Source organism: Ramlibacter tataouinensis (assembly GCF_001580455.1).
In the GTDB taxonomy this organism is placed as follows: domain Bacteria; phylum Pseudomonadota; class Gammaproteobacteria; order Burkholderiales; family Burkholderiaceae_C; genus Ramlibacter; species Ramlibacter tataouinensis_B.
This window is the reverse complement of record NZ_CP010951.1, coordinates 929,163-953,207: the sequence shown is the minus strand read 5'-3', so window position 1 is coordinate 953,207 and position 24,045 is coordinate 929,163. Positions and strand designations below refer to the sequence as shown.

At 67.9% G+C, this 24,045-nt stretch carries 21 protein-coding genes; 13 read left to right on the top strand and 8 right to left on the bottom strand.

Going from position 1 to position 24,045, the window contains the following annotated elements; all coding sequences use genetic code 11:
• Positions 1-6: 6 nt before the first annotated feature.
• The 6 genes from UC35_RS04655 (at position 7) to UC35_RS04630 (ending at position 6,979) form a co-directional block, all read left to right on the top strand.
• On the top strand, positions 7-777 hold the full coding sequence (locus UC35_RS04655; RefSeq protein WP_061496657.1) for a spermidine synthase: 771 nt from the start codon (positions 7-9) through the stop codon (positions 775-777).
• Between the two features lie 3 nt (positions 778-780).
• Entirely contained in the window at positions 781-2,574 is a 1,794-nt protein-coding gene (locus UC35_RS04650; RefSeq protein WP_061496655.1) for a GspE/PulE family protein, read from the top strand.
• A 105-nt stretch (positions 2,575-2,679) separates the two neighbouring features.
• On the top strand, positions 2,680-3,168 hold the full coding sequence (locus UC35_RS04645) for a tripartite tricarboxylate transporter TctB family protein (RefSeq protein WP_061496653.1): 489 nt from the start codon (positions 2,680-2,682) through the stop codon (positions 3,166-3,168).
• Positions 3,169-3,193: 25 nt separating this feature from the next.
• A complete protein-coding gene (locus tag UC35_RS04640; RefSeq protein WP_061496652.1) occupies positions 3,194-4,705 on the top strand; it encodes a tripartite tricarboxylate transporter permease in 1,512 nt (503 codons plus the stop codon).
• Positions 4,706-4,799: 94 nt separating this feature from the next.
• A complete protein-coding gene (locus UC35_RS04635; RefSeq protein WP_061496650.1) occupies positions 4,800-6,080 on the top strand; it encodes a DUF3422 family protein in 1,281 nt (426 codons plus the stop codon).
• Positions 6,081-6,118: 38 nt separating this feature from the next.
• Positions 6,119-6,979, top strand: coding sequence for a DMT family transporter (locus UC35_RS04630; RefSeq protein ID WP_082793514.1), 861 nt, complete (start codon positions 6,119-6,121; stop codon positions 6,977-6,979).
• Positions 6,980-7,249: 270 nt separating this feature from the next.
• Here the strand turns inward: UC35_RS04630 and UC35_RS04625 are convergent, their stop codons facing one another.
• The 3 genes from UC35_RS04625 to UC35_RS04615 are packed head-to-tail and all read right to left on the bottom strand — an operon-like array spanning position 7,250 to position 11,035.
• Positions 7,250-9,514, bottom strand: a complete 2,265-nt coding sequence (locus UC35_RS04625; RefSeq protein WP_082793512.1) for a serine/threonine-protein kinase — start codon at positions 9,512-9,514, stop codon at positions 7,250-7,252.
• A 26-nt stretch (positions 9,515-9,540) separates the two neighbouring features.
• Positions 9,541-10,353: a hypothetical protein gene (locus tag UC35_RS04620; RefSeq protein ID WP_061496645.1), complete on the bottom strand. Its 813-nt coding sequence runs from the start codon at positions 10,351-10,353 to the stop codon at positions 9,541-9,543.
• Between the two features lie 31 nt (positions 10,354-10,384).
• On the bottom strand, positions 10,385-11,035 hold the full coding sequence (locus UC35_RS04615; RefSeq protein ID WP_061496643.1) for a hypothetical protein: 651 nt from the start codon (positions 11,033-11,035) through the stop codon (positions 10,385-10,387).
• A gap of 52 nt (positions 11,036-11,087) precedes the next feature.
• Between UC35_RS04615 and UC35_RS04610 the strand changes: the two genes are divergently transcribed.
• A complete protein-coding gene (locus UC35_RS04610; RefSeq protein ID WP_061496642.1) occupies positions 11,088-11,885 on the top strand; it encodes an SDR family oxidoreductase in 798 nt (265 codons plus the stop codon).
• A gap of 3 nt (positions 11,886-11,888) precedes the next feature.
• Here UC35_RS04610 and UC35_RS04605 read toward each other — a convergent pair whose 3' ends face one another.
• Complete coding sequence (locus tag UC35_RS04605; protein WP_061496640.1) at positions 11,889-12,788, bottom strand: DMT family transporter; 900 nt, start codon at positions 12,786-12,788, stop codon at positions 11,889-11,891.
• Between the two features lie 83 nt (positions 12,789-12,871).
• On the opposite strand from UC35_RS04605, the gene UC35_RS04600 reads away from it, so the two are divergent.
• The 3 genes from UC35_RS04600 to UC35_RS04590 all read left to right on the top strand — a co-directional run bounded on the left by UC35_RS04600 (position 12,872) and on the right by UC35_RS04590 (position 15,180).
• On the top strand, positions 12,872-13,852 hold the full coding sequence (locus UC35_RS04600) for a quinone oxidoreductase family protein (RefSeq protein WP_061496638.1): 981 nt from the start codon (positions 12,872-12,874) through the stop codon (positions 13,850-13,852).
• Positions 13,849-14,643: an NUDIX hydrolase gene (locus UC35_RS04595; RefSeq protein WP_061496637.1), complete on the top strand. Its 795-nt coding sequence runs from the start codon at positions 13,849-13,851 to the stop codon at positions 14,641-14,643. Before UC35_RS04600 ends, UC35_RS04595 begins: the two co-directional genes overlap by 4 nt.
• Positions 14,644-14,790: 147 nt before the next feature.
• The gene (locus UC35_RS04590; RefSeq protein WP_061496635.1) at positions 14,791-15,180 is read left to right on the top strand and encodes a response regulator; all 390 of its coding nucleotides are present in this window, start codon (positions 14,791-14,793) and stop codon (positions 15,178-15,180) included.
• On the opposite strand, the gene UC35_RS04585 is transcribed toward UC35_RS04590, so the two are convergent.
• The 4 genes from UC35_RS04585 to UC35_RS04570 form a co-directional block, all read right to left on the bottom strand.
• Positions 15,155-16,858 carry a Na/Pi cotransporter family protein gene (locus UC35_RS04585; protein WP_061496634.1) on the bottom strand — a complete coding sequence of 568 codons (1,704 nt, stop codon included), beginning with the start codon at positions 16,856-16,858 and terminating at the stop codon, positions 15,155-15,157. The two genes, UC35_RS04590 and UC35_RS04585, sit on opposite strands and share 26 nt — an antisense overlap.
• Positions 16,859-16,947: 89 nt before the next feature.
• A complete protein-coding gene (gene lspA / locus UC35_RS04580) occupies positions 16,948-17,442 on the bottom strand; it encodes a signal peptidase II (RefSeq protein WP_061496632.1) in 495 nt (164 codons plus the stop codon).
• Positions 17,442-20,294, bottom strand: coding sequence for an isoleucine--tRNA ligase (gene ileS / locus UC35_RS04575; protein ID WP_061496630.1), 2,853 nt, complete (start codon positions 20,292-20,294; stop codon positions 17,442-17,444). Before ileS ends, lspA begins: the two co-directional genes overlap by 1 nt.
• A gap of 114 nt (positions 20,295-20,408) precedes the next feature.
• The gene (locus UC35_RS04570) at positions 20,409-21,407 is read right to left on the bottom strand and encodes a bifunctional riboflavin kinase/FAD synthetase (protein WP_061503676.1); all 999 of its coding nucleotides are present in this window, start codon (positions 21,405-21,407) and stop codon (positions 20,409-20,411) included.
• Between the two features lie 175 nt (positions 21,408-21,582).
• Between UC35_RS04570 and UC35_RS04565 the strand changes: the two genes are divergently transcribed.
• The 3 genes from UC35_RS04565 (at position 21,583) to UC35_RS04555 (ending at position 24,021) form a co-directional block, all read left to right on the top strand.
• Positions 21,583-22,140 (top strand): HNH endonuclease, encoded by a 558-nt coding sequence (locus tag UC35_RS04565; protein ID WP_061496627.1) that lies wholly within the window; start codon positions 21,583-21,585, stop codon positions 22,138-22,140.
• 370 nt (positions 22,141-22,510) lie between these two features.
• Positions 22,511-23,113 carry a YceI family protein gene (locus tag UC35_RS04560; RefSeq protein ID WP_061496624.1) on the top strand — a complete coding sequence of 201 codons (603 nt, stop codon included), beginning with the start codon at positions 22,511-22,513 and terminating at the stop codon, positions 23,111-23,113.
• A 56-nt stretch (positions 23,114-23,169) separates the two neighbouring features.
• Positions 23,170-24,021: a hypothetical protein gene (locus UC35_RS04555; RefSeq protein WP_061496622.1), complete on the top strand. Its 852-nt coding sequence runs from the start codon at positions 23,170-23,172 to the stop codon at positions 24,019-24,021.
• Positions 24,022-24,045: the final 24 nt, after the last annotated feature.

Genomic DNA, 24,045 nt, shown 5'->3' with positions numbered 1-24,045 from the left:
CCGGCAGTGAAATCCCGCCTGCCGCCGCTGCCTGAAGTCAATTTCTCCGATTACGGGGACGTCCGCTACCTCCACCTGGGCACCGAGTGGGTGCAGGGCTCCATGCGACTGGGCCGGCCCTTCGACATCCAGCTGGAGTACGTGCAGCGCATGATGGCCTGGCTGCTGTTCATGGAACCGGCCTCGGTGCCGAAGCGCCATGCCATGCAGCTCGGGCTGGGCGCCGCCGCGCTCACCAAGTTCTGCTGGCGCCAGCTGCGCATGAAGACCACCGCGATCGAGCTGAATCCGCAGGTGGTCGCGGCTTGCCGCCTCTGGTTCAAGCTGCCCGCCGACGACGCGCGACTGTCCGTGGTACTGGGCGATGCCGGCGAGGTCGCCGCGCACGAGCACTGGCGCGGCCAGGTCGACGCCCTGCAGGTGGACCTGTACGACCACGAGGCGGCAGCGCCGGTGCTCGACTCCAGGGCCTTCTACGCCGACTGCCGGCGCCTGCTCACCGAGGACGGCTGCATGACCGTCAACCTGTTCGGGCGCGCGTCCAGCTTCGACGAAAGCCTGCGCAAGATCGTCTCGGTGTTCGGCGAGGACTGCGTGTGGACGTTCCGGCCGACGCGCGAGGGCAACACCATCGTGCTGGCGCTGCGCACCCCCCGGCATCCGGTGCGCGGCGAGCTTGCCGGGCGCGCGGAAACCATCGAAACTCGCTGGGGCCTTCCGGCGCGCAAGTGGTTGCGGGTGTTCAAGCCGGTGGCCGATCCCCGCCAACCACACTAAGACATGAGCGCCGCCCCTCCCCAGACCTCCGCCAAAGCCCACCGCGCCGCGCATCACGGTCCCGTCACCTGGCGCCTGCTGGTCGACTGGCTGGCGCAGGACGGTGTGATCTCGCCCGAGGAGGCGCAGCGCACGATCTCGCGCTGCTCGCAGGCCGAAAGCGCCCAGCACGCGCTGGTGCGGCTGCCGGCCGTGGCGATCACGCGCAAGGACGGCAAGCCGCTGGACGTCGAGACGCTGGCGCAGTGGCTGGCCGTGCGCTGCGACATGGAATACCTGCGCATCGATCCGCTCAAGGTGGACGTGGGCAAGGTGGCCGACGTCATGAGCGCCGCCTACGCCGAGCGGCACCGGGTGCTGCCGGTGCAGGTCACCGCCGGCGAGGTGGTGGTGGCCACCTCCGAGCCCTTCCTGGCCGACTGGGTCGACGAAGTCGAACGGCAGTCGCGGCGCACAGTCCGGCGCGTGCTGGCGAACCCGCAGGACATCCAGCGCTACACGGCGGAGTTCTTTGCCCTGGCCAAGTCGGTGCGCGCTGCCCAGAAGACCGGCGGCAACGCGGGCGGCGGCAGTTTCGAGCAGCTGGTCGAACTCGGAAAGACCAACAAGCAGCTCGACGCCAACGACCAGGGCGTGGTGCAGGTGGTGGACTGGCTGTGGACCTACGCCTTCGACCAGCGCGCCAGCGACATTCACCTGGAGCCGCGCCGCGAGCAGGGCGTGATCCGCTTCCGCATCGACGGCGTGCTGCATCCGGTCTACCAGATGCCGCTGCCCGTGCTCAATGCGATGACCGCGCGCATCAAGCTGCTCGGCCGCATGGACGTGGTCGAAAAGCGCCGGCCGCAGGACGGGCGCATCAAGACCCGGAACCAACGCGGCGATGAGGTCGAGATGCGGCTTTCAACGCTTCCCACCGCCTTCGGCGAGAAGATGGTGATGCGCATCTTCGACCCCGACACCACCGTCAAGGATCTGGACGGACTGGGCTTCTCCCAGCACGACGCCCAGCGCTGGGAAGCGCTGGTGCGGCGCCCGCACGGCATCGTGCTGGTCACCGGGCCGACCGGCTCGGGCAAGACCACCACGCTGTACTCGACGCTCAAGCGCCTGGCCACCGAAGAGGTGAACGTCAGCACCGTCGAGGACCCGATCGAGATGATCGAGCCGGCCTTCAACCAGACGCAGGTGCAGCCGCAGCTCGACTTCGGCTTTACCGAAGGCCTGCGGGCGCTGATGCGGCAGGACCCGGACATCATCATGGTCGGCGAGATCCGCGACCTGGCCACGGCCGAGATGGCGGTGCAGGCCGCGCTGACCGGGCACCTGGTGTTCTCGACGCTGCACACCAATGACGCGCCCTCGGCGATCAGCCGGCTGCTGGAGCTGGGCATTCCCGCCTACCTCATCAATGCCACGGTGCTGGGGGTGCTGGCCCAGCGGCTGGTGCGCACCCTGTGCAAACAGTGCCGGCGGCCGCACGAGAACGCGCCGCGGGAGGCGCTGGACGCCGTGGTCAAGCCCTGGAAGATCAGCGGCAGCTACCAGCCCTACCAGCCGGTGGGCTGCGTGGACTGCCGCATGACCGGATTCATGGGCCGCATGGGCTTGTACGAGCTGCTCACCGTGAGCGAGGCGCTCAAGGACAAGGTGAGCCGCGAGCCCTCGATCGAAGGGGTGCGCCGCCAGGCGGTGGCCGACGGCATGCGCCCGCTGCGCCTGGCCGGAGCCCTGCGCGTGGCCGAGGGCCTGACCACGGTCGAGGAAGTGCTCACTGCCACCCCGCCGCTGGACTAGGGCCACGCGGCCGCCGGCGCGACTGCCATAGGTGAAACCCACATCGGGTGACACTGCCGTTGCCACCAAAATGCGCCATCGAGATTCCTTTTCGAGGGGTGCACCGTGAAGATAAAGAGCCAGCGGGACTTCTACTCCGGCCTGATGTTCATGGCGGTCGGGATCGCATTTGCCTGGGCCGCCACCAACTACAGCATCGGCGAGGGCGCGCGCATGGGGCCGGGCTATTTCCCGTTGGTGCTGGGCATCCTGCTCACGGGCCTGGGCGGCTTCATCGTGTTCGAGGCCCTCGTGGTCGAAACCGAGGACGGCGAGCCGATCGGCAAGTGGGCCTGGAAGCCGCTGTCCTTCATCATCGGCGCCAACGTGCTGTTCGGTATCCTGCTCGGCGGGCTCCCCCGCATCGGGCTGCCGCCCATGGGGCTGATCCTGGCGATCTACGGGCTGGTCTTCGTGGCCAGCCTGGCAGGCGACGAGTTCAACCTCAAGGAGAACCTGATCCTGGCCACCGTCCTGGCCATCGGCAGCTACCTGGCCTTCGTCGTGCTGCTCAAGCTGCAGTTCCCGGTCTGGCCGACGTTCATCACCGGCTGAAAATACAAGGACAAGGATCACCGACATGGAACTCGTCACGAACCTCATGACCGGTTTCGGCGTGGCTTTCACGCCGATCAACCTGCTGTACTGCTTCATCGGCTGCGTGCTGGGCACGCTGATCGGCGTGCTCCCGGGCATCGGCCCGGTGGCCACCATCGCCATGCTGCTGCCGGCCACCTATGCGCTGCCGCCGGTGTCGGCGCTGATCATGCTGGCCGGCATCTACTACGGCGCGCAATACGGCGGCTCGACCACCGCCATCCTGGTCAACCTGCCGGGGGAATCGGCCTCGGTAGTAACGGTGATCGACGGGCACCAGATGGCGAGGCAGGGCCGCGCCGGGCCGGCGCTGGCAGCCGCGGGCCTGGGCTCCTTCTTCGCCGGCTGCGTCGGCACGCTGATCCTGGCGGCCTTCGCCGCACCGCTGACGGAAGTGGCCTTCAAGTTCGGTTCGGCCGAATACTTCTCGCTGATGGTCCTGGGCCTGATCGGCGCCGTGGTGCTGGCCTCCGGCTCGCTGATCAAGGCGATCGCGATGATCGTGCTGGGGCTGCTCCTGGGCCTGATCGGCACCGACGTGAATTCGGGCGTGGCGCGCTTCTCGTTCGACATCCCCGAGCTCACCGACGGCATCGGCTTCGTGGTGATCGCCATGGGCGTGTTCGGCTACGGCGAAATCATCAGCAACCTGTCGCAGTCGTCCGAGCACCGTGAAGTCTTCACCGGCAAGGTCAAGGGCTTGTTCCCGACCAAGGAGGACTTCAAGCGCATGCTGCCGGCCGTGCTGCGCGGCACCTTCCTGGGTTCCGCGCTGGGCATCCTGCCGGGCGGCGGCGCGCTGCTGTCGTCCTTCGCGGCCTACACCATCGAGAAGAAGACCCGCCTGCAGCCGGGCGAGGTGCCGTTCGGCAAGGGCAACATCCGCGGCGTCGCGGCGCCGGAATCGGCCAACAACGCCGGTTCGCAGACCTCCTTCATCCCGCTGCTGACGCTGGGCATTCCGCCCAACGCGGTGATGGCGCTGATGGTGGGCGCCATGACCATCCACAACATCCAGCCGGGCCCGCAAGTGATGACCAGCAACCCGCAGCTGTTCTGGGGGCTGATCGCCTCCATGTGGCTGGGCAACCTGATGCTGGTGGTCCTCAACCTGCCGCTGATCGGCATCTGGATCAAGCTGCTCAGCGTTCCTTACCGCTGGCTGTTCCCGGCCATCGTGCTGTTCTGCGCGATCGGCGTGTACTCGACCAACAACAACACCTTCGACGTCTGGACGGTCGCCATCTTCGGCGTCATCGGCTACGTGTTCATCAAGCTGGGATGCGAGCCCGCGCCGCTGCTGCTCGGATTCATCCTGGGGCCGATGATGGAAGAGCACTTGCGGCGCGCGTTGCTGCTCTCGCGCGGCGACTGGAGCGTGCTGATCACGCGGCCGCTGTCGGCCAGCCTGCTCGCGGCGGCGCTGATCCTGATCGTGATCGTGGCCTTGCCCTCGATCAAGGCCAAGCGAGAAGAAGCCTTCGTCGAGGACTGACGGCGCCGGCGACACCGGATGACAAAATACCGCCTGCGGCCCAGGCGGTATTTTTTTGGCGGGACGCTGAACACGAGTCCGGTTCCACCACACCATGTACGCTACCCATCCGCAGCGCATTCCCCTTCACAACGAGATCCATGCCCGGCCGCCCGAGGCCATGAGCGCGCCGCTGGCGATCTCGCACATCGTGATGACGGCCGATGCCGGCGAGCGCGAGGCCAGCCGCGAGCACCTGGCCGCGCTGCTGCGCGAGCGCCACCTGCCGCAGCCCGCTGCCGGGGCGGCGCACCTGCGCATGGACCTGGGGGCCTTCCGCATCCGCTGGGAGATGCACACCGAGTTCGTGACCTGGACGTTCACGCGCGCCTTTGACGCCGAGGCCTTCGGCGAGCGCGAGCCGCCGACGGCGATCGAGGCCGTGCCCAAGGAATGGCTGGCGCAGCTGCCGGGCAAATGCCTGGCGAGCCTGCACCTGTGGCTGCTGTCCGCCCGCGGTTCGGCGGTCAACGGCAACCTGGTCAAGCATGTCCTGCAGGAGGACACGCTGGTGGCCTCGACGGTGGTCGACGGCCATGGCGAGGTCTACACCGACTTCGCGATCCACGCCGACGGCTTTTCGCGCATGGTGCTGCTGGCCGCCGGCATCACGCCGCGACGCCTGGGCCGCCTGGTGCAACAGCTGATCGAGATCGATACCTACCGCATGGCGGCGCTGCTCGGCCTGCCTGCGGCGCGCGAGGCCGCGGCGGTCCTGGCTACCGCGGAAGGCGAACTGGCCGAGCTGGCCGGTTCGATCCGCGCCGCCGGGCGCGACCAGGAACCGCAACTGCTCGACCGGCTGACCCGGCTGGCCGGGCAGGTGGAAAGCCAGCACGCGGCGACCCACTCGCGCTTCTCGGCGAGCAGCGCCTACTTCCAGCTGGTGGACCGGCGCATCGAGGACATCAGCGAGACGCGGCTGGCCGGCCTGCAGACCATCGGCGAGTTCATGGAGCGGCGCCTGTCGCCCGCGCGCGCGACCTGCGAGTGGGCGGCGCGCCGGCAGGATGCGCTGTCGCAGCGGGTGTCGCGCATCAGCAACCTGCTGCGCACCCGCGTGGAGATCGAGCAGCAGCAAAGCAGCCAGGAGCTGCTGGCCACGATGAACCGGCGCCAGGGACTGCAGCTGAAGCTGCAGGCGACGGTGGAAGGCCTGTCGGTGGCGGCGATCACCTATTACATCGTCGGCCTCGTGAGCTACCTCGCCAAGGGCGCGCACGCGGTCGGCTGGCCCTGGAGCGCCGAGAGCACCGCCGCCCTGGCCATCCCCGTGGTCGCATTTGGCGTCTGGCTGTCGCTGCGCAAGCTGCACTCCACGGTGTTCGCCGATTGAGCGAACAACGCGACCCGCGCCTCGTGTCCGGGCTGGCGATGGCCGTGGCCGGCGCGATCGCCTTCTCCGGCAAGGCCATCATCGTCAAGCTCGCCTACCGCCATGAGGTGGACGCGGTCACGCTCATCATGCTGCGCATGCTGTTCGCGCTGCCGCTGTTCGCCGGCATGGCCTGGTGGGCCAGCCGCGGCAAGCCGGCGCTGTCGCGCGCCGACTGGCTGGGTGTGATCGGGCTGGGTGTCAGCGGCTACTACCTGGCGAGCTTCCTCGACTTCGCGGGGCTGCAGTACATCAGCGCGTCGCTGGAGCGGCTGATCCTGTACCTCAATCCGACGCTGGTGATGTTGCTCGGGTGGATCCTGTACCGGAAGTCGCTCGAGCCGAGGCAGTTCGCCGGCATGGCGATCAGCTATGCCGGGGTGATCTGGGTGTTCGGCCAGGAGGTGCGACTGGAGGGCGCCAACGTCGCGCTCGGCGCCATGCTGGTGTTCGCCAGCGCGGTGAGCTATGCGGTGTACCTGGTGTACAGCGGCCGCATGGTGCAGCGGCTCGGGGCGCTGCGGCTGGTGGGGCTGGCCACCAGCGTCGCCTGCGTGTGCTGCATCGTTCAGTTCCTGCTGCTGCGCCCCGTGGCAAGCGCCTTCGAGGTGGCGCCGCCGGTGATCTGGCTGTCGGTGCTGAATGCCATCGCCTGCACGGCGGTGCCGGTGCTGCTGGTGATGATGGCGATCGAGCGGATCGGCCCGGCGATGGCGGCGCAAACCGGCATGGTCGGCCCGATGTCCACCATCCTGATGGGCGTGCTGATCCTGGGCGAGCCCTTCACCGCCGGCATCGCGGCGGGCACGGTGCTGGTGATCGCCGGGATCTTCGTGTTCAGCCGCGCCGCCCGGGCCTGAAGCCACTAGGGCCTGTTGACGCTATGGGAGGGCCCGCGCCGGTGGGTGTCAGGCTGCAGGGCTAGGCGCGGCCGAGGCCGTGTGCTCGTGCACACAACGAGGTCGCAACGACGCCCTGCGGCCTGACAGCCACCGGCCCGAAGGGTGACCCAGGAAACGGGCGCCCTCGGCGTTGCAAATGCTCGCCGGGGCCCCACCCCGGCTGTGCTTTGCGCCTTGATGGCGCCCGTTTCCTGGGTCACGCGAGCCCTCCCATAGCGTTAACAGGCCCTAGATCATCTTCGCCGCGGCGCGCAGGCCCGCCGGGACTTCGCTCTCGAGCTTGGCGCGCATCTGCGCATTGGCGCACGAGCCCGCCAGGGCAATGGTCACTTCGCCGCCCGCCGCGCCGGCGACGGTGAGGCAGGTCGCGCCCAGCTTGGCATTGAGCGGTCGCAGCACCGCTTCCTGCACGACGTCCGGCGCATTGCCCTGGGGCAGCTGCACCCGGAAGCGGCCTTCGGCCAGCGGCTGCGCGTCCAGCACCGCGCGCAGGGCGCGCAGCTCGCGCAGCATCAGCGCGGCGCCGCCCTCGGGCAGGCCGGTGAAGGTGAGGATGGCATTCTGCGGACGGAAGCTGAAGTGCGACAGGAAGAAGTTCTTGGAGAACTCGTCGCCCACCAGCCTGCCGATCTCGGCCAGCGCCTGGTCTTCCGAACTCCAGCTCTGGCCGGCCGGCAGCCGCGTGCTCAGGTACACCTCCTCGCCGCTCGCCGTATCGACCGCCTTCAGGGTCCAGGAGGTGAGGGTGGTCTTGGTGATGGTGAGTCCCGACGCCGGCAGCCTGGCCGACAGCTGCTTGAGCTTGACCTCGCCCCGGATCGCAAAGTCGGCCGCCTGCGCGTTCGCCCCGTTGGGGTTGTCGCCCTCGGCCGCCCAGACCCGGAAGCCGAAGGATTTGATGCGGTCCTTGACCACGTTCTCGGCCAGCTGCGAACGCTCCCGGCCCAGCGCGGCGCCGCCTTCGGCGCCGATGTCGATGCGGATCGAAATGCGCGGGTCGCCCTGGTTGCGGATGAACTCGATGCGCTCCTCGCGCGAGAGCTCGTTGAGCGACTTCTGCAGGTCGCGCACGTTGACGACGGCGCGGGTCGGCATTTCGAGGAAGCCGGCCTTGCCGGCGTCGGCCGCGCCTTCCTGCAGCACGTTGCGAATGAAGGCGCCGGAGTTGGACAACAGCTTGCGCTCGATCAGGCCCTGGTGGCTTTCGAGCGAGGCGCGCTCCACGTACAGCGCCAGCGCCTTTTCCACCAGTTGGCGCTTGGCCTGGCTGCGGGCCTCGAGCTGCGCGGCGCCGAGGTCGCCCTTGAAGCGCGCGTCGCGCGGGTCGACCACGCCCAGCGCGCTGATCACCATGGTGCCGGGTTCGGTGGCGGGCACCGCGGCCTCGGCGGTGGCCGGGGCGGTGGGGGCCGCGGCAGGCGCCGCCGCCGGCGCAGCGGCTGCCGGCGCCGGCGCCTGGGACGTCCGTCCGAGGAAGAGGAAGGCGCCCGCACCCACGGCAACCACCGAGGCCGCCACGGCCACCCACAAGCCAGTGGAACGCTGGGGGCCGGCCGCCGGCAGGGCGGCTCCGGGCTGGGCGGCTGGCGCGGCCGGCTGCGGCGCCACGGGCTGGCCGGCGACGGCGCTGCGCAGGGCCTGAGCGAATTCGCTGCCGCTCTGGAAGCGCTGGTTCGGGCTCTTGGCCAGCGCCTTCTGGATGACGGCATCCAGCGCCGGCATCAAGGACATGTTGAGTTGCGAGGGCGGCACCGGGTCTTCGCGCAGCACCTTGTACATCAGGGTGGTCGTCGACTCGCCGGTGAACGGCTTTTCGCCGGTGAGCAGCTGGTACAGCATGACGCCGCAGGAGAACAGGTCGCTGCGGCCGTCCAGCGGCTGGCCCATGAACTGCTCGGGCGACATGTAGGAGGGCGTGCCCAGTACGGCGCCGGTCTGCGTGAGCTCCGAGGCCTCCAGGCGCGCGATGCCGAAGTCGGCGATCTTCACGCGCCCGTTGTCCAGCACGATCAGGTTGGCCGGCTTGATGTCGCGGTGGACCACGCCCTGTGCATGCGCGTGGTCCAGCGCCTCCAGGACCTCGGTCATGATGCGCGCCACGTCGGCCACGGGCAGTCGCTCGCCGCTGGCGAACAGGTCGCGCAGCTCGCGGCCCTTGACGAACTCCATCGCGATGTAGGCCACCTGCTGGCCGGCCTGCGCGGGCGTGGGCGAAGCCAACATGGTGGCGTCGTCCTCGCCCACGTCGTGCGCGATCTCCTCGCCGTAGTCGTAGATGGCGACGATGCCCTGGTGGTTCAGGCGGCCGGCGGCCTGCGCCTCGCGCTTGAAGCGGGCCATCAGCTCGGCGAATTCGCCGCCCTGGATCTGAGAGGGCAGGATGGTCTTGATCGCCACCGTGCGCTCGATCACCGGATCGAAGCCCTCGTAGACGATGCCCATCGCGCCCTTGCCCAGGACGCGCCGGATCTGGTACTTGCCGAGCCGTTTCATCGCGAAGTGTTCCTGCACACCCGCGATCACTTGTACTTGTTGTCGATTTCCCAGACGCTGGTCTGCACCAGGCGCTGCACCATGGTGTCCAGGCCGACGCCACCCTTGGCCGACTGCGACACGCCCATCACGCTGGTGGCGTTGGCGCCGACTTCCATCTTCAGTTCCTTGTAGCCCTGCGCCACCTGCTCGGTGGTGGTCGCGTCCATGATCTTGTAGCGCATGCCGATCAGCCAGACGCCGGTGCTTTCCTTGGTCTGCACCGAGCCGGCGACCTGGCCCGCCGCCCAGGCGTTGCGGCTCCAGCCCCCCAGGGTGGAGATGACGCCGCCCACGGCGCCGCCATCGAATCCGGACTTGTTCTCCGCGATCTGTTCGGCCTTGAGGATGTCGAACTTCACCACCCACTTGGTGGTCTTGAGCTTGCCCACCTGCATGGTCTTGCGCGCGGCGGCGGGATCGCCCAGGTTGTAGGCCAGCGAGATCTCGCCCAGCAGCGGCCCGAGGTTGGAGCGCTCCAGCACCTGGAAGTTGGCCTGCGAGAGCTCCAGTTCGCCGAAGTCGGCGATGTTGTTGGGGCCGAACTTCTGCAGGAAGTCGGCGCTGGCGCTCTTGATCTCGCCCGGGATCACCACCAGGGCGGGGCCGGCCTTGCCCTTGTTGGTGTAGGCCACTTCCTGGTAGGCGGCCTGGTCCGCCGCGGCATTGGCCTTCTGCGAGGTGGAGCTGGCCGCATTGGGGGACGGGTTGCCGAAGGTGGGCTGCGCGAGCGCGGCGCCACAGCCGGCGAAGGTGATGGCGGCCATGGCCGCGGTGACGCGAAGGATCCTGTTGTTCATGCTCTTCTCACTCCTCTTTGAAACCTGTTCTTCAGCGGGCACTGCGGCAATGGTCGCTGTACAACTGGGCAACCACCTCACCGGCGCGTTCCTCGATCAGCTGCAGCGCCATGCCGGCGACGTCGGCGCCGGCGTAACTGGCGTTGGTCGTTTTTGCGGTGGAGATCGGACGGCCCGCGGCGTCGGTGAGGGTGAAATCCATGTTCACGCTGACCTGGTTGACGTTGACCATCGGCTTGTAGGCCGCCTCGGTGGCGATCACGCCCTTGAGGACGTACTGCGCCGCCAGCCGTTTGGACGCGCTCAGGGCGCGGTCCGGATCGTTCTTGAAATAGGCGTCGACTTCTTCCTGCGCGACCTGCCGCCGGATCTGTTCGGCCGAGTAGGTCTTCAGGCCGACGGCCTGCAGGCGCTGGTTGATCGCCTCGACGTGGCGGCCAAAGTTGCCCTGGGCCGAGCTGAGCGCGCCGTTGTTTTCTTCGGCCACCAGCACCACGATCTTGCGGTTCTTGATGCGCTCGCGGCAGGGCGTCGCCAGCTGCTCGGCGATGAGGGCGTCCTTGCGCGAGTTGGCGGCGGCCGCTGCCTGCTCGTCGCGGGACGGATTGGAGAACTTGAAACCTTGCGCGTGGGCCGAGGTCGCGAGGCAGCAGGCGAGGAAAATCGCCGATGATGTGCGCATCGCTACTGTCATGTTATTAGTATTGGCTCAGCTTTAAGAAGGGCTGATTATTATGGATTTGGGTATTGCAGGTAAATGGGCGCTGGTGTGCGGCGCGAGCAAAGGACTGGGTTTTGGATGCGCCGAAGCCCTGTTGCGTGAAGGAGTTAACGTTGTCGTCGTCGCGCGCGGCGCCGAAGCGCTGGAGGCCGCGGCGCGCCAGCTGATGGCCGATCCCGCGCGGCCGGCGCCGGCGGCCGTCCAGCACGTGGCCGCCGACATCACCACGGCGCACGGGCGCGAGCAGGTGTTCGCCCTCCGCCGCGACTGGGACATCGTGGTCACCAACGCCGGCGGGCCGCCGCCGGGTGACTTTCGCGACTGGGATCGCGAGGCCTGGATCCGGGCCGTGGACGCCAACATGCTGACCCCGATCGAATTGATCAAGGCCACGGTCGACGGCATGGCGGCGCGCGGCTTCGGGCGCATCGTCAACATCACTTCGAGCGCGGTGAAGGCGCCGATCGACATCCTGGGCCTGTCCAACGGCGCGCGCAGCGGCTTGACCGGATTCGTCGCGGGGCTCGCTCGCAGCAGCAAGCTGGCGTCGGCCAATGTCACAATCAACAACCTGCTGCCCGGTGCCTACGACACCGATCGCCTGCGCGGCACGATGATCGGGGCCTCGCAAAAGTCCGGCAAGCCGCTGGAGGAAGTGATGGCGGCGCGCCGCCAGACGATTCCCGCGAAGCGCTTCGGCACGCCGGCGGAGTTCGGCGCCACCTGCGCCTTCCTGTGCAGCCAGCAGGCGGGCTATATCACCGGGCAGAACGTGCTCACGGACGGTGGCGCTTATCCGGGGACTTACTAAGGTTCAGCGCTTCGACGAGACGAGGATCCCGCCAACGATCAGGGCGAAAGCGAGCGCGTGATACGGCTGCGGCGCCTCGCCCAGGAAGGCGGCCGACAGCAGCGCCGCGAACAGCGGCGTCAGGTTGGCGAAGAAGCCGGCAATGGTGGGCCCTACCCGCTGCACGCCCAGGCCCCAGCTGCGGTAGGCCAGGATGGCGGGGCCGATGGCCACGTAGGCGAGGGCGCCCGCCAGCGGCCAGCTCCATGCGATGTGCGTGTCGCCGCCGGCCCATTCGCCGGCCGCGAAAAGCGTGGACCAGGCCAGGCCAGGCACCAGCTGCGCCATCAGGAAGGCCGCCCAGTCGGTCCGGATCGCCGGCGGATCGCCCGGGCGCACCAGCAGCCAGCTGTACACGGCCCAGGCGGCGGTGGCGAGCAGCACGTAGAAGTCCCCCGGCACCAGGCGCACCTGCATCAGCGAATCCAGGTCGCCGCGGCCGAGCACCACCAGCACGCCGGCGATCGACAGGATGGCGCCCAGCACCTGGCGCCGCGTGATGCGCACGCCGAAGAACAGGGCGCCCACGCCGATCATCCACACCGGCGAACTGGCCGCCACCAGCGTCACGTTGACCGGCGTGGAGGTCTTCAGCGCGAGGTACTGCAAGGCGTTGTAGCAGCCCACCCCGAGCAGGCCGAGGACGGAATAGCGCTTCCAGTGCTTCCACAGCCCGCTGCCCGGCCGCAGCACCCAGCCCGCCAGCGGCAGCAGCAGCACGAAGGCCAGCGCCCAGCGCAGCAGGTTCAGCGTGACGGGCGGCACCACGCCATTGAGCATCCGGCCGGTGACCGCGTTGCCTGCCCATAGCAGCGGAGGCAGGATCAGGAGCGCGGCGGTGCGGAATGTCAGTCGTTGGTCCATGGGCAAGCCCGCGACTCTACCCGCCTCCCGGCGGTTTCGTGGCAGGATCAGTGATTCGCACAGGACAACCCAAGGACATCGACATGACACGCGCAGTAGTGGTCGAACAGACCGGCGGACCCGAGCAGCTCAAGATCGTCGACGTCAAGGTCGGCGAGCCCGGCCCCGGCGAGATCCGCATCCGCCACCAGGCCGTGGGCCTGAACTTCATCGACGTCTACCACCGCACGGGCCTCTATCCCTTGCCGCTGCCGGCGACCATCGGCGGCGAAGGCGCGGGCATCGTGGAGGCCGTGGGCGAGGGCGTGAGCTTCCTCAAGGCGGGTGACCGCGCCGCGTATGCCAGCAACACGCCCGGCTCCTACGCCGACGTCCGCGTGATGCCGGCCAAGCACGTGGTCAAGCTGCCCGATGCGATCGATTTCGACACGGCCGCGGCGATGATGCTCAAGGGCCTCACGGCGCAGTACCTGCTCAAGCGTTCATCGATGGGCCAGTTGCAGCGCGGCGACCAGATCCTCTTTCACGCGGCCGCCGGCGGCGTCGGGCTGATCGCCTGCCAGTGGGCGAAGGCCCTCGGCTACGAGGTGATCGGCACCGCGGGCAGCGAAGAAAAGTGCGCGCTGGCCAAGGCCAACGGCGCGGCGCACGCGATCAACTACAGCAAGGAAGACTTCCTCGCGCGCGTGAAGGAGATCAGCGGCGGCAAGGGCGTCAAGGTGGTGTACGACTCGGTCGGCAAGGACACCTGGGACAAGTCGCTCGACTGCCTTCGTCCGCTGGGCATCATGGTGAGCTTCGGCAATTCGAGCGGGCCGGTGCCGCCGTTCTCTCCCGCCATCCTGGGGCCCAAGGGGTCCCTCTTCGTGACGCGCCAGACCCTGTTCTCCCACATCGCCGTCCGCGAGACCTTGCAGGCCATGGCCGACGACCTGTTCGAGGCGGTGACCAGCGGCAAGGTCAAGATCCACATCGCCCAGCGCTATCCCCTCGACCAGGTGCAGCAGGCGCACCGCGACCTCGAGGCGCGCAAGACCACCGGCTCCACCATCCTGACCTTGTGAGCGGACTCGCGCTGGAGGCAAGTTGGGTCGCGCGACAGCGAGCGCGCGCCGACCAGCCTCCGCGCACGCCGCGCCAGTCCTTGTGGTGCGCCGGCGCGCGCATCGGATCGGTCGAGCCGGATTTCTTCGCGCGGCTGGCGCCGCCCCCTGGCTTGGTGAAAGGCACCATGCGAGGGGACGAGTCCGGCTGGGAACTACAAGGCGATGTGACCGGCTCGCTGAGCCGGCTGGCCCACCTCATGCGCGACGCCGGGCTGGCCCATGTGTGGCGCGACGAACAACTCGCCGTGACCGACGAGGCAGGTTGCGCGGTTGGCACAGTCGAGCGTGCGGTGGTGCGGCCGCTCGGCATCACGACCTTCGCGGTCCACCTGGCGGCCCTGTCCCCGGACGGCCGTCACTGGGTGCAGCAACGCTCGCTCGCCAAGGCGAACGATCCGGGCCTGTGGGACACGCTGATGGGCGGCATGGTGCCGGCCGGCGAGTCGCTGGAGACGGCGCTGGCGCGTGAAACGCGCGAGGAGGCCGGGCTGGACTTGTCCCAACTGCAAGGCCTGCGCTGGCGCGGCCGCATTCCCACGCGCCGGCCCAGCGGCGACATCGAGGGGGGCTACGTGATCGAGCACATCGACTGGTTCGACTGCGTGCTGCCATGGGGTGTCACACCGTGCAACCAGGATGGCGAGGTCGAACAGTTCGTGCTGCTCGATGCCGGTCAACTGGCCGACAAACTGCTGGGTGAGCAGTTCACCTTGGAAGCCGCACTGGTCCTGACCCACCACGTACCCTGACTCTGACCCGGCAGGAGCTTGCACGACCGTTCCTACGTTAGCTTGGCTTGGGACCTTTCATGCTTCCATCGCTTGGGAGGATAGAGTCAACCCCTAGAGCAGGGATCGCGGCCAGTTGACGTCGTGGAATCCCACGGAAATCACAACATGGCCTGTCGTGCATACATCGTCGAAGATAGCCCGACGATACGGGAGAACCTCATCGAGACTCTGCAGGAGCTCGCCATGGTCGAGCCAGTGGGCAGCGCCGAGACCGAAAGTGAAGGCAAGGAGTGGCTGGCCCAGAACGACGAGCACTGGGACCTGGCGATCATCGACCTGTTCCTCAAGGAAGGCAGTGGCCTGAATATCCTGCAGGCCTGCCGCACCAGGCGTCCGACGCAGAGGATGGTGGTGCTGTCGAATCACGCGACCAAGGATGTGCGCTGGCGCTGCAGCCAGCTGGGCGCGGACGCGGTCTTCGACAAGTCGACCGAGATCGACGCCCTGATCGACTATTGCATGAGCCCGGTCAAGAGCGAGCCCGAGACACACTAGACACCCCGGCCGTCACGCTGGGGGGCGCTTCCGGCAGCGTCTGCTGGCGCAGGCGGCTGGGCGCGAGCGCGCCGGCCGAGTCCAGGATCGGGTAGGCGATCGAGCAAATGTGCGAATTGATGCGCTTGAGATCGCTGATCAGGTCGATGTGCAGAGAACTGGTCTCGATGCTTTGCACGCTGTTGCCGGTGAGGCGCGTGAGGTGCGTGGAGGCATAGGCGCGCTCCAGGTCGCGAAAGCGCGCCTTCTCCTCCAGCAGTTTCTGGGCGTCGCGCACCGAGCCGTTGAGGAAGACGCTCATGCCCAGGCGCAGGTTGTCGATCAGGCGCGCGTGCAATTCGCAAATCTCGGCCATGCCGGCATCGGAGAAGCTGCGACCCTTGCGGATCTTCTTGTCCTCGATGTCGATCAGCACCCGCTCGATGATGTCGCCGATCTGCTCCATGTTGATCGTGAAGCTGATGATGTCGGTCCAGCGGCGGCTCTCTTCCTCGCCCAGTGCCTCGCGTGAGATCTTGGTGAGGTAGTACTTGATGGCGGAATAGAGCTCGTCGACGTCGTCGTCGAGCGCCCGCAACTCCTCGGCTAGCCGCAGGTCGTTGGTCTTGATCACGGTGAGCATGCCCACCATCATGGTCTCGACCACGTCGGCCTGGTGCAGGGCCTCGCGTGCCGCGCAGGAGATTGCCAATGAAGGGGTTTCGAGCGCCGACGGATCGAGGTGGTGCGGCCGGCCGGCGACCAGTGTCTTGTCCGGCTTGGGCAGCCACTGGTTGACCCAGCGCGCGATCACCTGGGTGAAGCCGATGAATGCGAGCGCGACGACCAGGTTGAAGCCCAGGTGGAACAGCACCACCACCGCGCCCGGGTCGCCGATGAACGGACGGACATGGCGCAGCCACAGTCCCGACAGGGGAGCGATCGCCAGCACGCCGAGCGCCTTGAAGATCAGGTTGCCCAATGGCACCTGCCGGACTTCCACCGACGACTTGCCGGTGGTGACCACGGCCAGCAGGCCGCTGCCCAGGTTGGCGCCCAGCACCAGCCCAATCGCCGATTCCAGGGGCACCAGCCCGGAGGCCGCGAGCGTGGCGGTCAGCAGCACCATCGCCAGGCTGGAATAGGCCAGCACCGCCAGCATCGCCCCCACGGTGATCTCGAGCAGCAGGTCGCTGGAGATCGAGGCCAGCAGGCTCTTGACCACGGGCGATTGGGTCATGACCTGGGTGGACTCGGCGATCAGCCGCAGCGCCAGCAGCATCAGCCCCAGGCCGATCAGGATGCGGCCGAAGCGGCCGACCGGGGTGGACTGGCGCGAGATGAAGAGCACCACACCGAAGAAGATGAAGAACGGCGACAGCCAGGACAGGTCGAACGAGAACACCACCGTCATCAGGCTGGTGCCCACGTCGGCGCCCAGCATCACGGCCAGCGCCAGCGGCAGCGCGACCAGGCCCTGGCCCACGAAGGAGGAGACGATCAGGGCGGTGGCGGTGCTCGACTGCACGAGGGCGGTCACGCCCAAGCCGGAAAGCGCCGCCTTCCAGCGATTGCCAACGCTGCGGGCGAGCACGTTCCGAAGGTCGGCGCCGAACACCCGAAGAATGCCGGCGCGCACAAGATGTGTCCCCCATACCAGCAGCGCGATCGCCGCCAGGAGATTCAACAGGTGCTTCATTGCTTCTGGGTCAACTATACGCCTTGGGCAGGCGTCGTGGGATCCGGAAGCGGCAGCCGTGTTGCTAACTCGCCCGGGACCCTGCGCGGCTAGCTGGTGCGCCGCACCCGGCGCAGTTCGTCCAGGATCAGGCAGGCGGCGCCCACCGTGATGGCGCTGTCGGCCACGTTGAATGCCGGGAAGTAGTAGCGGCTGTCCCAGTGCAGCTGGATGAAGTCGACCACGTAGCCGTGCAGCAGCCGGTCGAACACGTTGCCGATCGCGCCGCCCAGGATGCAGGCGAGGGCGAAGGAGAACAGCTTCTGTCCCGCGTGCGAGCGCAGCAGCCAGACGATGAAGACCGCCGCGACGACGCCGATGGCGGTGAACAGCCAGCGCTGCCAGCCGGAGGCGTCGGCCAGAAAGGAGAAGGCCGCGCCGGTGTTGTGGGCCCGCACGACGTTGAAGAAGCTGGTCACATAGGTCGAATCGCCGAGGCGGTAGTAGCCCAGGATCAGGACCTTGGTGAACTGGTCGGCAATGAAGATGGCCAGGGCCAGGCCCAGCCAGTGGACCCAGCCGGCGGCGGCGCGCGCGCCCGCCATCAGGCGCAGGTCCGGGTTTCGCCGGTCCCGAAGAGGTTGCTGACGCAGCGGCCGCAGATGGTGGGATGGGCCGGATCGCTCCCGACGTCATCGCGCCAATGCCAGCAGCGCTCGCATTTCTGCGACTCGGACGGCGTGACGTCCACCTTCATCGACTCGCCCGCGACCACGGCGGCGCGCGAGGTGATGAAGACGAACTTCAGGTCCTCGCCCAGGCTGGCCAGCGCGTTCCACAGCTCGCCGTGGGTCTGCATCGGCACGGTGACGGCCACGTTGGCCTGCAGCGACGAGCCCACCTTGCCGGCTTCGCGCAGCGACTCGATCTCCTTGTTCACCATCTCGCGGGCGGCGCGGATGCGGGTCCACTTCTCGATCAGGGCGGCGTCGGGGCCGCCGATCTCGGCGTAGGTCTCCAGGAAGATCGATTCGGAGCTGCCGAAGATCCTCCAGGCTTCCTCGGCAGTGAACGAGAGGAAGGGCGCCATCCAGCGCAGCATCGCGTGGGTGATGTTCCACAGGGCCGTCTGCGCGCTGCGGCGCGCCAGCGACTTGGGCGCAGTGGTGTAGAGGCGGTCCTTCAGCACGTCCAGGTAGAAGGCGCCCAGGTCCTCCGAACAGTACACCTGCAGCTTGGCGACCACCGGGTGGAACTCGTACACCTCGTAGTGCGCCAGCACCTCCTCCTGGAACTGCGCGGCGCGCGACAGCGCGTAGCGGTCGATCTCCAGCATGTCGGCCAGCGGCACCGCGTCCTTGGCCGGGTCGAAGTCGCTGGTGTTGGCCAGCAGGAAGCGCAGCGTGTTGCGGATGCGGCGGTAGGCGTCGACCACGCGGGCGAGGATCTTGTCGTCGCCGGCAATGTCGCCCGAATAGTCGGAGGCGGCCACCCACAGGCGGATGATCTCGGCCCCGAGCTTTTGCGTGGTCTCCTGCGGGTCCACGCCGTTGCCCTGCGACTTGCTCATCTTGCGGCCCTGCGCGTCGACGGTGAAGCCGTGGGTGAGCAGGCCGCGGTAGGGCGCGCGCCCGTACATCGCGCAGGCCGTCAGCAGCGAGGAGTGAAACCAGCCGCGGTGCTGGTCGTGGCCTTCCAGGTAGAGGTCGGCCTCCGGCCCGTGCTCGTGGGCGGCGCCGGCGTGCGAGCGCTTGAGCACGGTGGTGTGGGTGGTACCGGAGTCGAACCAGACCTCCAGGATGTCGGCGCTCTTGGTGTAGTGGGGCGCGTCGGCGGCCGCCCCGACCTTGGCCAGGATCTCCTCGGTCGATGCCTTGCTCCAGGCCTCGATGCCACCTTGCTCCACCATGATCGCGGCGACGTCCAGGATCTCCATCGTCTTCGGGTGGAGGTCGTTGCTGTCCTTGTGCAGGAAGAAGGGCAGCGGCACGCCCCAGCTGCGCTGGCGGCTGATGCACCAGTCGGGGCGGCCCGCGATCATGTCGCGCAGGCGGGCCTTGCCGTTTTCCGGATAGAAGCTGGTTTCCTCGATGGCCGCCAGCGCCATCTGGCGCAGCGTCTGGGGCGCCTTGTCCTTGGTGAACACGCCCTCGCCCTCGTCCATGCGCACAAACCACTGCGCGGCGGCGCGGTAGATCACCGGCGACTTGTGGCGCCAGCAATGCGGATAGCTGTGGGTGATGCCCTCGGTGGCGAATAGCCGGTGCGCATGGCGCAGCGCGTCGATGATCTGCGGCACCGCCTTCCAGATGTTCAGGCCGCCGAACAGGGCGAAGTCCGGCGCGTAGGCGCCGTGGCCCTGCACCGGATTCAGGATGTCGTCGTAAGCCAGGCCATGCGAGACGCAGGAGTTGAAGTCGTCCAGGCCGTAGGCGGGCGAGGAGTGCACGATGCCGGTGCCGTCCTCGGCCGTGGCGTAGTCGGCCAGGTACACGGGCGACAGGCGCCGGTAGCCCGGGTCGACGTCGTACAGCGGATGCTGGAACGACAGGCCGGCAAGCTTTTCGCCCTTGACGGTGGCGAGCACCTGGCCTTCGAGCTTGTAGCGCTCCAGGCAGCGGCCGACCAACGAGGCGGCCAGAACCAGCAGGCCCTTCTCGGTATCGACCAGTGAATACTCGAGCTCGGGGTTGAGGTTCAGCGCCTGGTTGGCCGGGATGGTCCAGGCGGTGGTGGTCCAGATGACGACGAAGGCGTCCTTGGTGGAAGGCGCAACGCCGAAGGCGGCGGCCAGCTTGTCCGGCTCGGCGCTCTTGAAGCCGACGTCCAGCGTCTGCGACTTCTTGTCGGCGTATTCGATCTCGAACTCGGCCAGCGAGGAGCCACAGTCGAAGCACCAGTACACGGGCTTGAGGCCGCGGTAGACGAAACCGCGCTCGATCACCCGCTTGAAGGCGCGGATCTCCTCGGCTTCGTTGACGAAGTCCATGGTGCGGTAGGGATGGTCCCAGTCGCCCAGCACGCCCAGCCGCTTGAAGTCGGCCATCTGGATACCGATCTGCTCGGTGGCGAAGGCGCGGCTCTTGGCCTGCATCTCGTCGCGCGGCAGGTTGCGGCCGAACTTCTTCTCGATGGCGTTCTCGATCGGCAGGCCGTGGCAATCCCAGCCGGGGATGTAGGCGGCATCCAGCCCCTTGAGCTGGCGCGCCTTCACGATCATGTCCTTGAGGATCTTGTTGACCGCGTGGCCCATGTGGATCTGGCCGTTGGCATAGGGCGGGCCGTCGTGCAGCACGAACTTCTCGTGCTGGCAGCGCGCCGCGCGCAGCTTCTTGTACAGGCCCTTTTCCTCCCACTCGCGCACCCAGCCCGGCTCGCGCTTGGGCAGGTCGCCGCGCATCGGGAATGGCGTGTCGGGCAGGTTGAGCGTGGCTCGGTAATCGGTCTTGTCGGTCATGCGGGAACTCGTGTGGGCATCGACAGGCTCACCCCATCTGAAAGGCGAGTGCGGGAGCGAGGCGGAACCGTTCGCCCTGAGCCTGTCGAAGGCCGGCGAGCGGGCAGCCGCCCACTAAATTCGGTCGCGCGTGGTCTGGCGGCGCGTGGAGGCGAAGAACGCGCGAGCCTCCGCGCAGTCGCGGCGGATCCCGGCGCTCAGGGCGTCCAGGCCGTCGTACTTGAGCTCGTCGTGCAATTTGTGCAGCAGTTCCACCTGAATGATTTTACCGTACCCCCCCTCGGGGCCGAGGTGGGCGGGCCAGTCGAAGACGTGCGTCTCCAGCAGCACCCGGCCGCCGTTGACGTCGCGCGGGTCGAGCGAGGGCCGGATGCCCAGGTTGGCCACGCCTTCGAGCGGCTGATCATCAAGGCCGTGCACCAGCACGGCGAAGATCCCGCTGGCGGCCGGTTTCCAGTGCTTGAAGCGCAGGTTCACCGTCTTGAAGCCGAGCTCGCGCCCGAGCTTGCGGCCATGCAGCACATGGCCGCTGATGCTGTAGGGGCGGCCCAGCAGGGCGGCGACGCCTTCCATGTCGCCGCGCCCCAGCGCCTCGCGCACCGCCGAGCTGGAAACCCGCAGGCCGTGGACCTGGTAGCTGTTCATGCGCGCCACGTCGAAGCCCTTGGCCGCACCGGCGGCATCCAGCATCGCGTAGTCGCCGGCGCGCTTGGCGCCGAAGCGGAAATCATCGCCTACCAGCACGTAGCGCGCGCCCAGACCCTGCACCAGCACACGGTCGATGAAGGCCTCGGGAACCATGGACGACAGGCGGGCATCAAACGGAAGTACGACGCACTGGTCGACGCCACAGCGGGCGAGTTCGGTGAGCTTGTCGCGCAGCGTGGCGACCCGGGCGGGCGCCAGTTCTGGCTTGCGTGCGAGCGCGGCGAAGTAGTCACGCGGGTGCGGCTCGAAGGTGAGCACGCAGCTGGTGACACCGCGGTGCCGCGCCTCGTTGTTCAGCAGCGCGAGCATGGCCTGGTGGCCGCGGTGCACGCCGTCGAAGTTGCCGATCGTGACGGCCGACGCGCGGGCGATGCCCGGATGGTGGAAGCCTCGGAAGATCTGCATCGGCGGCGCTGCGGTGGTATCTTTTTGATAGCAGTTCATGCCCGTCCGCCAAGCAGCGCCAAGCTTTGCGCTGCGGAGAAAGGGTCACGAAAAGAGGGTATATTGTGCTGTAGAGCGCGTCCCAGCGCGCCCGGCGTCACCTCAGCGTGGTTTCCTCTCAGAAAGGAGTCGTGTCTTGAAGGTATTGAAGCTGTCCGCCCAAGGACTGCCCCAGTCGTGGATTTCGCTGGAGCAGGCCGTGCTGCACTACGCCGCCGATGAGGTGCGGTGGGAGGTGGGCGCGCGGGTGGCCCTGTTCCGTGGCGGCCACAACGCCATCACCGGGCTGCAGTCGCAGATCGGGGTCAGCAGCATCATCGGCACCAAGGGCGTGCCGAACATCAATCCCTTCGAGCTCAAGCCGGGCCTCACCAATAGCAAGCTGTTCGCGCGCGACCGCAACGTCTGCGCCTACTGCGGCCGGCACTTGCACGAGGAAGAGCTGACGCGCGAGCACGTCATTCCGTTCGCGCAGAACGGCAAGGACCACTGGATGAACGTGGTCACCGCCTGCCGGGCCTGCAACCACCGCAAGAGCAACCGCACGCCGGAGCAGGCCCGCATGCCGCTTCTCTACGCGCCCTACATTCCCAGCCTCTGGGAAGACTTCATCCTGCGCAATCGCCGCATCCTGGCCGACCAGATGGAGTTCCTGATGGCGCACTTGCCACGAAACTCCAGGCTGCACGCCTAGGACCCGGCGCGCCCCGCCTTCCCCTGGGCACGCTCGCCCAACACCGGCCCATGCCGTCGACCGACACCGTGCGGTCGTAGCTGTCGGCACAGAGGTGATGGCCCTCGCTCAGCCTTCCGCGCTCCGCCCCACCCAAAGGTTTTTACTACGCCGGTGACCCAAGACTTTTGGGTTCCAGGCTGCTCCGACGCTTAGCTGCTTCCCCAACCGGTTCCTTCAATCGTTTCGAACATGAGCTTCAAAAACCCTCGCCATGCGATCGGGGCCTCGCAACAAGAATCGAATCCATGGGTACGTCTTCATTGCGACCCCCATCGAATCCGGCGTATCGCCGTCTTCAAGACCCTATCGAAAACCGACACGAGGCCCCATGAACCAGATCCGCCGTTCCGTTTCCTTCGCCATTGCCGCCACCGGCCTGGCGCTGTCCGCCGCCGCCTTTGCCGCTGCCCCGGCGCCCGTCCCCGCCGGCGCCTACAAGATCGACGCCGCCCATTCCGGCGCCTTCTTCGAAGTCGGCCACCTCGGTGGCGTCAGCCGCTTCATGGGTCGCTTCAACGACATCTCCGGCGACCTGGTGGTCGACGCGCCCGAGAAGAGCAAGATCTCGGTCACGATCAAGACCGAAAGCATCGACAGCAACCACGAAGGCCTGGACAAGCACCTGAAGAGCCCCGACTTCTTCAATGTCGTGCAGTTCCCGACCATGACCTTCGCCTCCACCGGCGTGAAGCTGGACGCCAACGGTGAAGGCTCCATCGGGGGCAGCCTCACCCTGCGTGGCGTGACCAAGCCCGTGACCTTCAAGCTCAAGCAAGTGGGCGCCGGCAAGGGCATGAAGGGCGAGCAGCGCGTGGGCTACGTCGCCACCGGGACCATCAAGCGCACCGACTTCGGCATGAATTACGGCGTGCCGGGCGCAGCCACCGACGAAGTGGACCTGCGTATCAACATCGAAGGCGTCAAGCAGTAAGCACGCACCCGGCGCCGGCATCCACCAGGGCCGGCGTCGCCCGCCGAAGGACCGCCATGCCAGAGACCTCATTCTTCCTGCCGCTGCTGCTGCAAAGCGCGGTGGTGCCCTTTGGCGTCGCGTTCGCGGTGCTGGTGGCCTGTCGCGCCGCCCGCCCGGACGCGCCCGCGCCCTTGCTGGCCTTGCTCGCCGGCTTCCTGTCGTCCTATTTCGTCACGCTGCATGCGCAGTGGTCGCCCGTGCCCCGCGTGGCGCTGGACTGGCTGCCCTGGATCGCCCTCGTGGGCGCTGCAGCCGCTTTGGGCGTGCAGCGCATCCCCGGGGCTGCTGGCCGCGTGGCGGTGCGCGCCGTCGTGTCGCTGGCTTTCGGCGGCCTGATCGTGTCCAGCGCCATCGGCAGCCTCGGCGCGCAGAAGGCGGCCCTGGCTGCGCTGGCGATCGGCCTGATCCTGGCGCTGCTGTGGGCCCTCAGCAGCCGTCCCGCCCGGGGCGCCGCCACCCGACCGCTGCTGCTGGCGCTGGTCGCCGGGGGCAGCGGCCTGGCGCTGATGATGGATTCCAGCCAGTCCATGGGGCAGTTGGCCGGCGCGCTCGCCATGGCGCTCGCTGCCTGCACGCTGTTCGCGCGGCCGCGCCCAGGGGCGGGCTTCGCCCCCGCCGCTGGCGCCACCGCCGCGCTCGTCTTGGGCAGCCTGCTGGCGACCGCGCATGTGTACTCGGGCTTCCCCCTGGGCTACGTGGCGCTGCTGGCCGGCGCCCTGCTGGTCGATCCGGCACTCGCAGCGATCCGTCGCGGCGGCCAGTCCGGCGGCCTGCCCTGGGTCCCGGCCACGGTGCTGACAGCCATCCCGGTGCTGGTCACGGTGGCGCTGACCGTCAAGGCCATGCAGGAGTCCGGCGGGTACTGATCCCACCGGCGCAGCAATACCCGG